The sequence below is a fragment of the Marinobacter sp. genome (assembly GCF_965229985.1).
GTDB lineage: Bacteria > Pseudomonadota > Gammaproteobacteria > Pseudomonadales > Oleiphilaceae > Marinobacter.
The window spans coordinates 2,902,205-2,916,859 of sequence record NZ_OZ245935.1 but is presented as its reverse complement, the minus strand read 5'-3'; the positions used below and the strand labels follow the sequence as shown (position 1 = coordinate 2,916,859).

General features: G+C 57.9%; 13 protein-coding genes. 2 read left to right on the top strand and 11 right to left on the bottom strand.

Translation table 11 applies throughout. From position 1 onward, the window contains the following. Positions 1-129: 129 nt before the first annotated feature. Positions 130-1,041, bottom strand: a complete 912-nt coding sequence (locus tag ACO06L_RS13360) for a LysR family transcriptional regulator (protein ID WP_202346167.1) — start codon at positions 1,039-1,041, stop codon at positions 130-132. Between the two features lie 33 nt (positions 1,042-1,074). Next, on the bottom strand, positions 1,075-2,298 hold the full coding sequence (locus ACO06L_RS13355) for an alpha/beta hydrolase (RefSeq protein WP_202346166.1): 1,224 nt from the start codon (positions 2,296-2,298) through the stop codon (positions 1,075-1,077). A 133-nt stretch (positions 2,299-2,431) separates the two neighbouring features. On the opposite strand from ACO06L_RS13355, the gene ACO06L_RS13350 reads away from it, so the two are divergent. Further along, positions 2,432-3,103, top strand: coding sequence for a haloacid dehalogenase type II (locus ACO06L_RS13350; RefSeq protein ID WP_202346165.1), 672 nt, complete (start codon positions 2,432-2,434; stop codon positions 3,101-3,103). 153 nt (positions 3,104-3,256) lie between these two features. On the opposite strand, the gene ACO06L_RS13345 is transcribed toward ACO06L_RS13350, so the two are convergent. Beyond that, positions 3,257-4,408 carry an alpha/beta fold hydrolase gene (locus tag ACO06L_RS13345; RefSeq protein ID WP_202346164.1) on the bottom strand — a complete coding sequence of 384 codons (1,152 nt, stop codon included), beginning with the start codon at positions 4,406-4,408 and terminating at the stop codon, positions 3,257-3,259. A 224-nt stretch (positions 4,409-4,632) separates the two neighbouring features. Here ACO06L_RS13345 and ACO06L_RS13340 point away from each other — a divergent pair, with 224 nt between their 5' ends. After that, positions 4,633-5,526 carry an acyltransferase gene (locus ACO06L_RS13340; protein WP_202346163.1) on the top strand — a complete coding sequence of 298 codons (894 nt, stop codon included), beginning with the start codon at positions 4,633-4,635 and terminating at the stop codon, positions 5,524-5,526. A 1-nt stretch (position 5,527) separates the two neighbouring features. Here ACO06L_RS13340 and ACO06L_RS13335 read toward each other — a convergent pair whose 3' ends face one another. From ACO06L_RS13335 to ACO06L_RS13300, 8 genes are all read right to left on the bottom strand, one after another. Further along, entirely contained in the window at positions 5,528-6,346 is an 819-nt protein-coding gene (locus tag ACO06L_RS13335) for a hypothetical protein (protein WP_202346162.1), read from the bottom strand. Beyond that, positions 6,346-6,807 (bottom strand): YcfL family protein, encoded by a 462-nt coding sequence (locus ACO06L_RS13330; RefSeq protein ID WP_202346161.1) that lies wholly within the window; start codon positions 6,805-6,807, stop codon positions 6,346-6,348. Before ACO06L_RS13330 ends, ACO06L_RS13335 begins: the two co-directional genes overlap by 1 nt. Beyond that, positions 6,804-8,048, bottom strand: a complete 1,245-nt coding sequence (locus ACO06L_RS13325) for a hypothetical protein (RefSeq protein WP_202346160.1) — start codon at positions 8,046-8,048, stop codon at positions 6,804-6,806. Before ACO06L_RS13325 ends, ACO06L_RS13330 begins: the two co-directional genes overlap by 4 nt. Then, entirely contained in the window at positions 8,032-8,673 is a 642-nt protein-coding gene (locus tag ACO06L_RS13320; RefSeq protein ID WP_064229575.1) for a penicillin-binding protein activator LpoB, read from the bottom strand. The genes ACO06L_RS13325 and ACO06L_RS13320 overlap by 17 nt, the downstream gene beginning before the upstream one ends. Before the next feature lie 17 nt (positions 8,674-8,690). Next, positions 8,691-10,244 carry a carboxyl-terminal protease-like protein gene (locus tag ACO06L_RS13315; RefSeq protein ID WP_202346159.1) on the bottom strand — a complete coding sequence of 518 codons (1,554 nt, stop codon included), beginning with the start codon at positions 10,242-10,244 and terminating at the stop codon, positions 8,691-8,693. Between the two features lie 277 nt (positions 10,245-10,521). Then, complete coding sequence (locus ACO06L_RS13310; protein ID WP_064229577.1) at positions 10,522-10,722, bottom strand: hypothetical protein; 201 nt, start codon at positions 10,720-10,722, stop codon at positions 10,522-10,524. 61 nt (positions 10,723-10,783) lie between these two features. Then, a complete protein-coding gene (locus ACO06L_RS13305) occupies positions 10,784-12,769 on the bottom strand; it encodes a ribonuclease R family protein (protein WP_202346158.1) in 1,986 nt (661 codons plus the stop codon). Between the two features lie 72 nt (positions 12,770-12,841). Further along, positions 12,842-14,560 carry a diguanylate cyclase gene (locus ACO06L_RS13300; RefSeq protein ID WP_202346157.1) on the bottom strand — a complete coding sequence of 573 codons (1,719 nt, stop codon included), beginning with the start codon at positions 14,558-14,560 and terminating at the stop codon, positions 12,842-12,844. Between the last annotated feature and the right edge of the window lie 95 nt (positions 14,561-14,655).

The window sequence follows — 14,655 nt, the reverse complement described above, 5'->3', positions numbered from 1 at the left end:
TGTGCTCGTAGCGTGTTTTGGAAAGCCTTTCCCAACCTGGCCGACCGCCGAGTAATGGCAGTCTAGGTGAGGGGAGGCCAGAAGATAACGCCAGCAAAGCTCATACAACCTATGAGCAAAACTAATTGATTAACTTTTCAGGCCATTAAGCGTAGCGGCAACGGCATTCACCTGATTACGCAGCCACTTGTGGGCGGGGTCGTTCTGATTGCGGCGGTGCCACAGCATTAGCAGGGTAAAGGGTTTGAAATCAAAAGGTAGCGGAACCCAGGCGAAGTCTCGGAGTAAGTGTTTGCTCATGCCCTCCGGCGCCGTAGCAAGCATATCTGTTCCGCGGAGGAACTCCGGCAGGCCGGAGAAGTTGGAAACCGTCACCACGTTGCGACGAACCAGGCCACGAGTGTCCATGGCGGTTTCCACAGTCGGTTTTTCACCCGTGGCAAACAACAGGGCAATGTGGTCTGCCTTCAGGTACTCCGGCAGATCCGCTGGCGGTTTCCGGTGTTCGGGATCGTAGAACACCACCATACGGTCGGCCATCAGGCCCCGCTGCATAATGTCCGTCGCCTCCGGCGCATGTGGAGAAATCACCAGATCACAGACATCCTTTCGCAACAGATCGGCCCTGGGAATACCAGACGGAATCACCTGGAGACTGATGCCAGGAGCCTCTTGCCGCAACGTTCGCACCAGCCCGGGTAACAGCAGGTCCCGCTGGTAGTCATTGGCAGCAATGGTGAAAGTGAACTCGGCCGTGGCGGGGCTGAACGGCGGGCCCGACGACAGCGACTGCAGGTCATCCAGGATCTGGCGAATATGCGGCCCGGCCTGAAGTGCGTAGCGCGTTGGCACAATGCCGCGCCCGGACTTCACGAACAGGGGGTCGCCCAGGGCCTGGCGCAGACGTTCCAGGGTGTGACTTACCGCGGACTGGGTAACACCAAGCCTCAGTGCGGCACGGGAAACGCTGCCTTCATCAAGCACCGCCAGAAAGGTGCTGAGGGCCCGGAAATCCAGGTTGAATGTATCAATCGGGTTCATGAATGGCAGTGTAACCCGATGCCTTCGGTGGCGCTACGGCGCCTCGCCTGATTCGTTTGCCTGAATGAATGTCCCGACAGCCTCCGCCAGATCTTCGAACCAGGGGTTGTAGGTCAGCCGGCTGGTATACACCGGACGCTCCGTGTCGTGCCAGGCACTGAACCACAGATCCTCCTCTGGCAATTGACGGCAGCTCTCCAGGGAAATGTTATTTGGTTCCAGGCATCGCTGCAGCGGCGCACCCAGGCCATAAAGTTCGTTGTCTGGCGCAACCAGCAGCGACTGGTGAGAGAACTCCAGGATATTGGCATCCGGCAGATAGCTGTTCAGAAAACGGATGCGCTCATGGGCCTGCGCGTCGGGCCAGGGTGTGCGGGTATCCCGAAAGATCACCATGGCGTTCCCGGAGTTGCTGAACCGTTCCCGGAACTGTGTGACGAGATAGTCGAGATTGATCACCGAGTCCGCCGCCGTGGCAGCCAGGAATAAAGGCATATCGATACTGTCTTGCTGAATTATCCGGCTCTGGGCCGCCGATATAACGTCGCCGATCTGACTGCCGGCGTTGAAGGAAAACGACTCGTACTTCACCGGATTAAGCTCGGGCTCTTTCTCTACAAAATCAGCAAACACGTCGGCAATGGGCGCCAGCCAGAGGTAGTCCCGCAAACCGTTAAGCTGCCAGGCCGGTGCAACCGCAATCAGACCTGCAGGCCGCGGCCCGGTCTCCGAAAGCGCGTAATTTGTGGCCAGTGCCCCGCCCAGTGAAAAGCCGCCAATAAACGCCCGGTCCACGTCCTGTGATAGGGCAACAAAGTGATGGCGTACCTGATCGCGCCAGACGTCGGCGCTGGCCGTCACCATATCGCCGGGCCGGGTGCCGTGCCCCTGCAGCAACAGGGTCCGGACCTCAACGCACTGATACGCCAGGTAACGGGCCAGATCCCGGAATACAAAGGGCGAATCGCTCAGGCCGTGAACCAATAGGATCCCGGTACGATCCCCGGAGCTGCAACCCGCCGACGGTGCCAGCCGGTACGGCAGGTTCCACTGCACCTGCTGTTCCCGCTCAAACCCGTCCACAGGCACCAGATTGGTATCGACATAGGCTTTGACAGATTCGACGTAGCGGTCGAAGTCGGTCACCGGTTCGGCGCCCAGGGTTGATGGCCCGGGCCTGTAGAGTTGAGTGCTGGTGGCGCAGGCGGCAGTGGCGGCCAGCACCAGTAAAGCAATCAAAGTCCTGAGGATAGTCATAGCCGGCGTGTGGGTTTCGCTCCTTTGGTCATTACTGTCGTCATTGCTGACTGTGTTGAGTGATCGTTCAAATCCCGATACTGTGACTCCAGTATACGACCCAGAACCGCCTTCCGGATGAGGAGCCCCACAGATGAACATGACCCTCGCTTTCGACGTCTACGGAACCCTGGTTGACCCCATGGGCATGTCCCGCGTGCTGGCGGAAGACGCGGGCGACAGGGCAGAAGCCGTGGCCGCGCTGTGGCGGGAGAAGCAACTGGAGTTCTCGTTTCGCAAGGGCCTGATGAAAGTCTACGAAGACTTCGGTGTCTGCACCCGCCAAGCCCTGCGCTACGCCATGGCCACCCACAAACTGACCCTGTCCGAAGAGCGCGAAAACGCCCTGATGGCAGCCTACCTGTCTCTGCCCGCGTTTGACGATGCCTTGCCGGCGCTGAAAACACTGAAAGGGCAGTATCCGCTGTTCGCGTTTTCCAATGGAAGCTACCCGGCGTTGGAAAAGGTGTTGGGGCATAACGACCTGTTGGACCAACTTGAAGGCCTGGTCTCGGTAGATGACGTTAAAAGCTTCAAACCCGATCCTGCCGTTTACACCTATGCCCGGCGAGCAACCGGTTCCTGGGAAAAGCCCCTGTGCCTTGTCTCCAGTAACGCCTGGGATGTGATTGGTGCCCGAGCTGCAGGATTACTCGCAATCTGGGTTCAAAGGGATCCGAATAAGGTGTTTGAAGATTGGGGAATTCAACCGTCTGCTGTAATCAACAGTCTCTCAGAACTAGAGGCAACCTTGAAGAACCTCTGATGCCAGCGGAGGCGGGTGTTGGGGTAGGCTTTCCAAAACTGTAGAGGGCCAAGGATGGCCCGAAACAAGCGCACATGGATGTGCTCGTAGCGGGTTTTGGAAAGCCTACCCCAACACTCGCCGGCAAACTCCAAAGCATCCCAAGCAGAAGGCTCAGTCCGACCGCAAAGCCAACCACTCCGCCAACTCCAGCCAACTCTGACGAGGCGCCTTGCTCCCGGCAAGAATGCCCATATGGCCACCCGGCACAACCCGGAACGTCTTGTCCGCAGAGCTCACATGATCCATCACCCGCTTGGCCGCACCCGGCGTCACGAGCGTATCGTCGCCCCCGGCGATGGCCAGTAAGTTGGCACTCACATTGTCCAGCCTGGCAACGTCTTCGCCGATCTGTATTTCCCCTTTGGACAACTGGTTGTCGATCCAGACCCGCACCACCGTGTCCTGAATGATCCCGCCGGGGTAGGCCACCATACGGTCCAGAAACGCCGATGTGGTGGCGTGACTGGTGACAAACTCCCGGTCACCCAGACGGATGATCAATTCCCAGTAACTCATCACGCTGGCAATCGGATTGGTCAGCTTGAACCCGATGGTATTGGCCCAGCCGGGAGTGTGAAACCAGTGAGGTTTCACATCGTGTAGCCGGAACCCGGTGCGTTTCCGCACAAACCCGGCCACATCCGCCATGCGCTGATTCACAAGCCCCAGAATCCCGGATGCATGACTGTCGATCGGCGAGCCCAGCACGATGGCGTTGCGCACGTGCTGATCGTTGCTGAGTGCGGAATAGAACAGCGTGAACATGCCACCCATACTCCAGCCATGCAGCGACAACTCCTGTTCACCGCTGTGCTCACGAACCCGGTTCAGGTAGGCCGGCAACAACTCGGCCACATAGGTATGCAGGTTGTAGTGACTGTGCTCCCGCGTTGGTATGCCCCAGTCAATCAGATATACCTCGAACCCCTTGGCACGCAGAAACCGAACCAGGCTGCGCTGGGGAAACAGATCGTAGATCAGCATATTCACCGCCAGGGGCGGCACGATCACAATCGGTGTCTTATGGGCCGTTCGCTCAACCGGAATGGTCTCGCCTTCCAGCTCAATGAAATCCTCGGCCAGTGGCGGGTAGTAACGCAGGCTTACCAGGCCATCGGTATACAGAGTCTCAAACGGCGTCTGCCCGGCCTGAACCAGGCTGGCGGCCCGGAACACCCGGTCGAAGGCGTTGCCGGCATAAAGGGCCGTTTGCCGGGTAACGCCTGCCGCCCGGTCAGCGGCGGATTTGAAGAGATTGGGCATGGGAATGTCCATGGAGAATTTGACGCTCACTATACGGATTACCGAACTCTGCTGTCCCGTCTTGCAGGTCAGACATCGAGATTATCCATGGTGAGGTGCAAATCACCATGGCAGAAGCGTCCAAACCGGTGGGCAAACCGGTCACTTCAGGCCACTGCCCAATGCGGTCTGTGGTTGCTATCATTAGCCCCTATTTGCAAACAATAACCAGAAACAGGACCGCCATGCTCAGCTTTCTCCCTGCCCCCGTGATCGGTGTACTCAATTCCATCCTGTTGGGAATCAACACCCTGTTCTGGTGCATACTGCTTTATATACCGGCCATTCTGAAACTGATCATCCCCATTCAGGGCTTCCGGGTCCTTTGCACCCGAGTCATCATCTGGATCGCGGAAGCGTGGGTTGCCTGCAACACCGGCTGGATGAAGCTGACCCATGGTACGAAATGGGATGTGAAAGGCGCGGAGAATCTCCAGCGGGAAAGCTGGTACCTGGTGCTGGCCAATCACCAGAGCTGGGTGGACATCTTCGCCATGCAGCGGGTGTTCAACCATCGGGCGCCGTTCCTGAAATTTTTCCTCAAGCAGCAACTGATATGGGTGCCCGTCATAGGCCTGGCATGGTGGGGCCTCGATTTCCCATTCATGAAGCGTTACACGAGGGAGTACCTGATCAAACACCCGGAGAAACGCGGTGAAGATTTGCGGGCAACGCGTCGGGCCTGTGAGCAGTTCCGCCATACCCCGGTCAGTGTGATGAACTTCGTTGAAGGCACCCGGTTTACCCAGGCCAAACACGACAAACAGAAGTCGGCCTACAAGCACCTGCTGACACCCAAGGCTGGCGGTGCCGCTTTTGTGCTCGACGCCATGGGCGATTCGATCCAGACGCTGGTGGATGTGACCATCGCCTATCCGGACGGAGCACCCACCTTCTGGGAGTTTATCTGTGGCCGGGTCAAGGAAGTCAAAATGGAAATCCACACCGTTGATATCCCGGACCATCTGAAAGGCCGGGACTACTCAACGGATGCTGAGCATCGCCGGAATGTGAAAAACTGGCTGGGGGATCAGTGGCAAGCGAAGGATGAACGGCTGGAGCGGATGCTGGCCTCCTGAATCAGGAGGACAGTTTGGCCAGTGTTTGCAGCGCAAGCTCCCGACCGATTTCATCCAGAGTGATGGTTTGCTCGACTTTCTGAAAACCGCGATCGGTGGCTTTCCACTGGCGGCTCCCGGCTTTCTCAGGTGGAACGCCATTGGAACTGAGCATCACACGGATGCTGCCGTCGCGAACGTCCAGAACCTGCACTTCGAATCGGTCGCTGGCAAGCTTCCGAAACACCAGTAACATGTCCGCGTGTTCGCCCAGTGCGCGCATTTCCAGCCGGCGCCGATCCGGGGAGAGGCGAGAGAACTCACCGGTTTCCAGTGCGTTATCGGTAATACGCATGATGGCCGCCCGATCCACCACCGTGACGCCGGCCTCAACCATCTGGCTGACGAGCCCACTCTGGAGTTCAAACGCCGGTCCGGCAGGGCCTGTCTGGCGATTAGAACGGTATTCACCCTGCGCTGCTGCCTGGCCCTGTGCCTGGAGATTGACGTTGCCGTCGGGAATCTCCCCATTCAGAGAGGCTCGTGTTGATACCACGCCACGGGTGTTGCTGCTCCAGTCGCTGACCTGGTCGTCGAAGGCGCGATTCCAGAACACGGCCATGCGGGGTGGCTGTTTGCCGAAGGCACCTTTGAAGCGTGAGAGAATCACGTCCACGCTTTCTGTGCGCTGGGGTGCCGAACGATCTTCTTTCAGGTCTTCATCAGTCAACGGCTTCTGGGCCGGCGCCATCATCGGCGCAGCCTCATGGGTCTGGTCGGCGGCCAGGGCAAAACCCGGCGCCAGCAAGGGCACGCAGAGTGCCAGCGCAAATCGCTTCATCAGTTAAGCTCCCGGACTTCCACGCGGTATTGCAAAGGTTGCGTGCTGGTAGACAGTTCACGATAGGTGGCGATGCTGTTCGCCGGGATGGTCGAGCGCTGCCACGTGGGTTTCACATCGGTGGGCACCCCGTCCTGATCGAAGAATTGGGTACGGGCTTCAATCCGGTAATCGTAATCCGTGTGGTTGCGCAGAACCACGTACACCTCTGTGGTTCCGGTTGCCGTTGGCCGCTGGCCGTGCTGGACCAGTGACAGGCGATAGCGTTCGCCGTCCTCCACTTGGCCGAACCCTCGGCTCCAGGTGCGCTGCAGGTTGTAGTCGGTGAATGCCACGGAGTTCATGGTGATTGGCGCGGTGCGCTCGATCAGGTCCGTGCTGCTGGCGGATTTGACGGCACAGCCAGACAGCAGGCCCAGGCAGACCGCTGCTGCGGCCATGGATTTAATCAGTGTGTTCATTGGGTTCCTCCGGAATCCGGACGGCGAGACGTGGCGAAGGCCAGACCTGCCCCGCGACCATCAAATTTGAATTCGGTATTGTCGGCAAGGCCTGGCACGGGCTGACCGGTGTTATCCAGAAAACGGACAGTGACTGGATCGCCGTCGGCGGCTGTTACAGGTAACAGGTGTATGGTGTCGGGCAGCCCCGCCCAGTACCGGATGTCTGCCCGGGTATTGGCGGACGCTGACATACCTTCGGCCGCAACGCTGATCAGGCTGATGGCGGCGTATCCGGCCCCGACGGCGCCGCCGGCAGCGTTACTGAAGCCGGCCAGCATGCTGTCCTGGCTGATGCTGCTGAGGGTGGAGCCGACGGCCCGGGTGTTTTCCTTGAACTGGATCTGGCCCTCGACAATCCGATCTATAGCCCGGCCCCCGCGAGTGGAGGCCTGGAAGAAAATATCTTCCATGGGGTACAGAGCGGACCATTCCTCACCGTTACGGACTTCGGCAGCCACATCCTGGAAGTTCTTGCCACGGCGATAGACCAACTGATAGTGCCCGACACCGTCACCCAGCTTTCTGGGAGACCTGCCCGTTTCCACGATCAAAAGCGCGTTGTCGTCGGCTTCCGGAATGGGGGCGTCCGGCCGATAGAGCTTCAGTTCCTCGAAATGCTCCCGTGCCAACTGGTCACTGCCCATTTGCATCGCGGACCAGCCGGCCAGATACAGTAGCAGTGCGAAGTCGGTACTGTTCTGCTCCTCTTCGGCAAAGGCGTCTTGCAGCAATCCAGCCAGGAAGCTGGCCCGTGCGTTGCCGTAGTCGCCTTCCTCAAGGTAGATCAGGCCCAGGTACAAGTAGACCATGGCGCGCTCATAGGGCTCGCCCTTGAAGTCCTTTTCGGCTTCTTCGTACCAGATGCTTCGGGCTTTTCGCGCGGCGTCGGTATCGGCGTAGACGTTCTCGATCTCCAGACGTGCCTGGGTAAGCGTATTCTTCGCTTCCTCGCGATAGCCGGCGCGGTAGGCCTTGACCCCAATCTCCATCAGGTTGAGGACCTTGTTGCGCCGGCCTTCTTCAAACAGGTTCTGGAAGTCGGCCTGAAGGATCTCGGGTTTGCTGCTGACCAGCGACTGTTCAGCCGGGGCCAGCGTTGCCCGGTCATAGACTTTCGGGCCTCTGGCGCAGCCCGCCAGTATGCCGGCGATCGCCGAGGCCAAGACCGGCTTCAGCCAGGTGTTATCGGTAAACCACATTGTCACGGGCCGCCTTTCTCATTTCGTAGAGTCCGCTCCAGACAATGGTGCCCAGCTCGAGATCGACCATCTCGAAGGTCACCTGGCTGTAGCGTGACTGGGTTCCGGTGTTGCGATCGATGGCGTCCAGTGACGAAATGCGGCCACCGAGGCGGAAGTCGGCGCCTGCCTGAGCAGCGGTTTGACGAATGGTGCCGCCATCCACCGCGCCATCCCGTTTCAGATCCCGCTCTTTCTGGACCATGTCGGAGAAGTGACGACCAACAAAGATCATCCGGCCGTTAGCAGCCCGGTTCAGTTCAATGCGCAGGCGATCGGTCAGCATGTTGGTGTTGATCACCGAGGTGCTTTCGTTCTTGATGTATTCGTTATCGATAATGATCCGGGGTGGTGTTGAACGGCCGGTGAGCATGGGGTTGGCCAGCATGTCACGCATCATCTGGTCAGTCATCGCGACCACATCCTGGCTCTCGATCCCCACGCCGCCCACACTGCCTGTAGTCGATACGTCCTCATAGACACTGGGCTTACCCTGTACGTTTTCGATCTTGCTGGCACAGCCGGAAAGAAACAGGGACGTCAGGACCAGAGCGCAGGCCGGTTTGAGAGTGTTTTTGGTGAACATGTATATCTCCAGTTATGTCAGTAGGCACGCGCGAGGGCTTCTGCCAATTCCGGGTAGATCTGTCGGGTTGCTTTCATGGCATCGGCAAAGTTGCCGGTGTGGCCGTATTTTGCTTTCAGGTAGCGAGCCATGGAATGAATGTCATCAAAGCTGCGGTCTGAGGAGGCGCGAATGGCTTCCCAGCCGCCTGAGGCGCTGATCGCCGTTTCCCGACCAACAGACTTGCCGATTTCGGCCCCCACGGCACCACCGAGAAAACCGCCAACGAAAGGAATCTGCTCCAGGGCTTTTTCTCCTGCGTAGGCGCCGGCTGCTGCGCCGACTCCGGTGCCAACCGTTGCGCCGATATTGGCGTTGATGGCGGAGTTCACCCACTCGGCAAGTACGTCATCGCTGGTATACGGGCTCATGTATTTGCCAAGGTTGTCCTGGCGAACCAGTTGTTCAAGCAGTTCCTCTTCGGTGGGAATCCGGATGTTTCCATCCCCGTCGCGAAGTTTACCGGTTTTCGCGGCGGCCAAGAGTTGTTTTGACGGTGCTTCGTTACTCATCCGGTCGACCAGTCGCTCCGGCAGCCCCCCCACCTTGAGTAAAGAGCGATGGTCATCTGTCATGCCCGTGTAGTATCCCGTCCGGATTTTCTTAACAATCTGATACTGGCCGCCCACTATTTCATAGGTTGCGGGAATGTTGTCCTCATCGGGATAGGCATTGAGTACCTGGATCAGCAAGTCGTCAGTTTTGGCTCCTTGATCCAGAGCGGCCTTGAGGTCTATACCACGCAGACCCTCCGGGCCAATCAACCAGGCCTTGTAGCGAGCAGGTAGCAGATCAACGTAGCCCGGTACCTGGCTGTTTGCTGCATGATAGGCAAGCGTGTCGGTCTCGGGTGCCAGGTCAATCAGCCTGAGCACCGCCGACGGGCGATAGACAGAGTTTGCTCCACTAGTCCTCAGATAGGCCGCAATTTCATCGGCAGTCTGAGGGTTTGCTTGCTCGAAATCCCTGCGCTGCTGATCAATGACTGCCAGGACGCTGTCTTTATGGTGCTCGGTGATGAAGTCTCGTGCCACTGCCTGTTCTGCGGCTTCATCACTCAGTGATCCCATAAACATCATTGGCGTTGGGAAATACAGGGACAGGTAGGAGTCAATGGAATAGCTCACGCGGCTCTCCAGCAGCGTTTCACCCTGCCAGCTCAGCGCGTAGATATCCTCGTACTGAACTGCGTCGTGATAGGGAATCAGTGACAGGGTGACCATGTAGCCCAGGAAACTGACGCCGTTAAAGTCTGCCGAAGCCTTCACTTCAGTCGTTCGCGTGACGACCACCTCAGGCGCATCAGGGGATTCGGGAACCAACCAGTCAGGACGATCGTCTCCGACGACGGTGAAGGGGACTGTCCCGGTGGTATAGGAAGCTGTGCTATTGGCGCTTACGCTGCTACGGTCGAATTGATAGACCTGACACCCTGCCAGAAAAACGGCCATGGCAAGACTGACGAAAGCCTTGCCTGCCCTCGAAGCCGCGGCGGCTTTTTTCCCAAAGCTTTGAAAACGACTGAACTTCATTTTGATACCCAAATTCCACTGGTTGAAATGAGTCCGGGACAGCGACACTCCGGAATTCGGGTAAATGTATAAACAATTTTTAATGGATGCGCCTCGCCTCAAGCGCACCAAGGTGAGGCATCTCTAATAATGGAATAGAAGGGTTAGGAATGTGTATTTTCTAACTAAATGAAAAATAGGCAGTAATTTCTTATTTCCGGAAAGTATAGAGAAATGAAAAACAATGCAAAAATTTGTTAACCATGCCAGTAACTGGCGTTGATGAGGCGTTTATCGTTTACTGATCATCGTCTTCAACGTCATCCGGATGTTCCCTCTTGTACCGCTCCCACTCTTCCCAGTCGTGGGGCGTTCCCGCATGGGGCCGGCGCAGATGCTTGGCGTGCTCCATGGCGTTGTGGCGCAGGCTGTGGTCCCGCTCTTCCTCTTCCTTGTCAAAACCGTACTTTTTCAGAAATTCGTCAGGGCTGATGGGCATGGCGCACCTCCATCAAAGGAATATGTCCTTGTAAGTACGATGCGCCTGCCTGCGTGGTTTTTCAACCGCCGTCGGAACTGGCCCCGGTGGGTATCTCCTGCGCTTCCACCAGCTTGAAATTGATCTGTCTGCGCTCCTCGTCTACCCCTGCAAAGCTGACCGTCACCGGCTGTTCCAGTTGGAATATGCGGCCGTTCTTGTTGTGGATCAGGCGAAGCGTGACCGGGTCAAAGCTGTATTTGCCATCCAGATCCTTGCAGCTGACGAACCCTTCCAGACCGTTGGCATCCAGTCGTACAAAGAAACCGGCCGGCACGGTGCGGCTGATCACACCGCCCATGGGTTCTTCGCCGAGTGTTTTGGCAAAGTCACTCTTGAGCCAGGCTTCCAGACTGTTTGCCGCCTGACGGGCGCGGATCTGTGCAGCCTGCAGGGCCTCGAGCTGATCCTCAGTCAAGGCTTTCATGGGGGTATCCCACAGTGCCGACTTGATCAGCCGGTGGACATAGAAGTCTGAGAACTTGCGCAGCGGCGAAGTAAACGTGGTGTAGGCGTCCAGGCCCATACCCTGGTGAGGCGCAGGCTTGAAGCTCAGCTCGGCCCGGGCCAGCTGGCGGGAGAGTATGGCTTTGACCGGTACTTCGGCTTCCAGGGAGTCGGTTTCCTTCATCAGTTTGCGGAAGCCCTCGGCCTGATGGGCATCAACGTCGGCCAGATGCGGTGCATGGCTGTCGATCAGCGCCCGGATGTTATCGGCACGATCATCACGTAGCCCGGGATGCTGGATAAACAGCCCTGCGGTCTGGTTGGTCAGGAAGTCCGCGGCGCAGCGGTTGGCGGCGACCATACACTCTTCCACCAGGCGATGGGCTTCATTCTGGATGGATGGTTCAATCAGCCGGATACGTTTGTTTTCATCCAGGCGGAGGCGGAATTCCGGCCGGTCGCCGCTTAGCAGCGCATGTTCACTGCGCCATTTCCTGAGTGCTGTCGCTGCCTGATGCAATTGGTCCAGGCTGTTGGCAACGGCGTCCGGAAGTGCCTTGATCTCATCGTCTTCCCGACCTTCGATCAGGTTTGAGACGAGCTCGTAGCTGAGCTTGCCCTTGGACTGGATAACCGCCTGATGAAAGCTGTAGTCACCGAGGCTGCCATCATTGTTGACCTGGAGATCGCACACCAGAGCCAGGCGCCTGGTTTCCGGCATCAGCGAGCACAGGCGAGTGCTGATGCTGTCAGGCAGCATGGGCAGGGGTTCGCCCGGGAAGTAAATGGCGGTGGCCCGATTGAACGCTTCCTGTTCGGCCGGGCTGTCTGTGTCGATCATGGCGGTCGGGTCGGCAATGGCAATCGACAGGGTCCAGCCGGTGGCGTTGGGTTCGGCGAGCAGGGCATCGTCCATGTCCTGGGTGCCCGGGCTGTCGATGGTCACATACGGGCGATCCGTTCGGTCTTCCCGTCCGGCCTCCCGGGACTCGATATCGCTGTCACTGAGGCTGTCGGCCTGCGCGCGTACGGCGTCTGGCCATGTGTCCGCCAGATCAAAGGTAGCCAGGGTGAAGGAGCGTTCAATGCCGGGTTCCCCGGCCTTGCCGATTACCCGTAATACCTTGGCCTGACCCTTGCCGTCCTTGATGGGATGCTTGTGAATCTGGCAATAGATGTAATCGTCCTGCTGGGCGTTCATTCGCTCCTTGGGGGGAATGAAGATCCAGCGGTTGATGCCCGGGGTCTCTGGCACCACGAAATGCCCTTTGCCTTTCACCAGGTACCGCCCCACAAAGGTGTTCAGGCGGGTTTCCAGCAGTTCGTCCACCACACCCTGGGTTTTGCCTTTCTCGACTTCCTGCTCGGTGACATTCACCCGGTCCCCGGGCAGTACCTTCTGCATCTCCTCGGGTGGCAGGAAGACATCCCGGCCCTCGTCGAGCGCTACAAATCCGAAGCGGCCATTGGTGGCTTTGACAGTTCCGGGGAAAACCACCTTGTTGTCCTTGATATCCGATTTCAGCTGGCGCAACTGGCTGAGGGCGTCGGCATTGAGCATGAAGTAACCTGGCTGGTAAAAAATGAATGATGGGGCGGAGTATAACGGTTATGGCGGTATGAGTCAGACCCGTTACGCGGGGTTAATCTCCGGGTCTTCCGAGGTGGTAATACAGACCCGGTTGCGCCCCTCATCCTTGGCCTGATAAAGGGCCCGATCCGCTTGACGAAGAATGGTATCGGTACTGTCACCCGGCAGAGCAAAGTAGCCACCAATACTGACGGTGACTTGGGTCCCGGTTTTACGGCTTTCCTGTTCCACGGATTCCCGGATGCGGAGGGCGATACGGCTTAGTGTCTCGGGATCACAGGGCGACAACAGAACCACGAACTCGTCCCCACCCCAGCGTCCCGGATGGTCGTAGGGGCGAACTCCGGCTTTCAGCCACAGGGCAACCCGGCACAGGATCTGATCGCCGGCCTGATGGCCCAGGTTGTCATTGATGCTTTTGAAATGGTCAATGTCCAGCCAGATCACGCCAAAGCCGGTCTCCTGGCGGCGGGCTCGCTGGATTTCCTCATCCAGCACCTCGTCCAGACCACGACGGTTTTTCAGGCCGGTCAGGGGATCGATCCGGGCCAGTCGGTTCAACTCATCCGTTCTTTGAGCGACTTTTTCTTCGAGTTCCCGGGTGGAGTGGCCGAGGCTCTGGGTCATTTTCTCGAAATGATCCGCCAGCCAGCCGATCTCATTATCCGGTTTATCCAGCCGCGGCAGATCGAAGCTGCCTTCCCGGACTTTTTCCACGGCGTGTTCCAGGCTCATGATGGGCTTGAGAATCCGGGACTGGATGATCAGGTGGAACAGCACCAGAGTGACCAGCAGTGTGCCCAGGAACACCGCCACCAGCGGCCACAGATAGCTGGTTGGCAGGAGTGTATTGAGGTCAAGCAGGGTGATCTCAAACCAGCCAATGGCCGGCAGGAAGGCAACCCCGGCCAGATGCTTGCGGCCATCCACCGTCACGAAGCCGCTTTCCACCTGGCCGGCCTGGTCGCTTCGCTTCTTGAGAAGCTGCAGCATACCGAGAATCTGCTGTTTGTCCTGAGGATCATCGAACAGCAGATCGACGGTGTTTTTCTGGCCCTCGGGTTTGATTATGCTGGCGAAGTCGATGTAGTTGCGGTCGCGGTATAGCTGGATGGCGCCGTTGTAATCCACGAACAGGGTGGTGATGCCCTCCTGACCGATGTCGACAATATCCTGCAGAAAAGCGTCCAGACTCAGACCGGTTCCGACCATGCCGACAATTCCGTCGGCCTCATCGCGCATCAGCACATCAATCCAGAGTTTGGTAACACCCAGCTCGGTATCCGGATTGACGTTGAGATGAAAGTCGCGACCTTCCTCTATGAGCTGGAAAAACCAGGCATCGTCGGGTTTTTCGTTATCCAGCACATATCGGAACTGGTTACCGGCGTATTCGTCTTCCTCGTTGTTGTAGTAATAGTGGCCATTGTTGACGAGGGCAACGAAGTAGTTGTTGTCCCGGAAATTGGAACGAAAACTCTCCATCTGGCGGATGGCTTCAGCTTCGAGTGCGGCGTCATCGGGATTGGCGGCCCAGTTGATAAGGGCGGAGGAACTTGCCATTTGTTTGGCCAACCCTATTTCCCGCTCCAGGGACTGCAGCAGGCGGGCGCTGTCGTAGCGTACCTGTATTTCCGCGACCTGTTGGCCCCAGCGCTCGATGATGCTCTCGGACAGCTCCCGATAGGCCAGCCACGAAGCCACGGAAGCCACGATGATGAGACTGGCGGCCAGGCCAAGGATGCGGGTTTTAAGGCTCAACGAGTATCCCTCTCGGATTTTCTGGGTTTCTGGGCGCCAATGATAGAACACTGGTTAACCAGAGTGTAGAAAAAACAGACAGGGACTGGCGGAAA

Coding starts and splice junctions, on each gene's coding strand:
- ACO06L_RS13355 (WP_202346166.1), bottom strand. CDS start 2,298: ATGACTATCCTCAGGACTTTGATTGCTTTACTGGTGCTGGCCGCCACT.
- ACO06L_RS13305 (WP_202346158.1), bottom strand. CDS start 12,769: ATGCTCAATGCCGACGCCCTCAGCCAGTTGCGCCAGCTGAAATCGGAT.
- ACO06L_RS13350 (WP_202346165.1), top strand. CDS start 2,432: ATGAACATGACCCTCGCTTTCGACGTCTACGGAACCCTGGTTGACCCC.
- ACO06L_RS13345 (WP_202346164.1), bottom strand. CDS start 4,408: ATGCCCAATCTCTTCAAATCCGCCGCTGACCGGGCGGCAGGCGTTACC.
- ACO06L_RS13310 (WP_064229577.1), bottom strand. CDS start 10,722: ATGCCCATCAGCCCTGACGAATTTCTGAAAAAGTACGGTTTTGACAAG.
- ACO06L_RS13315 (WP_202346159.1), bottom strand. CDS start 10,244: ATGAAGTTCAGTCGTTTTCAAAGCTTTGGGAAAAAAGCCGCCGCGGCT.
- ACO06L_RS13330 (WP_202346161.1), bottom strand. CDS start 6,807: ATGAACACACTGATTAAATCCATGGCCGCAGCAGCGGTCTGCCTGGGC.
- ACO06L_RS13320 (WP_064229575.1), bottom strand. CDS start 8,673: ATGTTCACCAAAAACACTCTCAAACCGGCCTGCGCTCTGGTCCTGACG.
- ACO06L_RS13325 (WP_202346160.1), bottom strand. CDS start 8,048: ATGTGGTTTACCGATAACACCTGGCTGAAGCCGGTCTTGGCCTCGGCG.
- ACO06L_RS13360 (WP_202346167.1), bottom strand. CDS start 1,041: ATGAACCCGATTGATACATTCAACCTGGATTTCCGGGCCCTCAGCACC.
- ACO06L_RS13335 (WP_202346162.1), bottom strand. CDS start 6,346: ATGAAGCGATTTGCGCTGGCACTCTGCGTGCCCTTGCTGGCGCCGGGT.
- ACO06L_RS13340 (WP_202346163.1), top strand. CDS start 4,633: ATGCTCAGCTTTCTCCCTGCCCCCGTGATCGGTGTACTCAATTCCATC.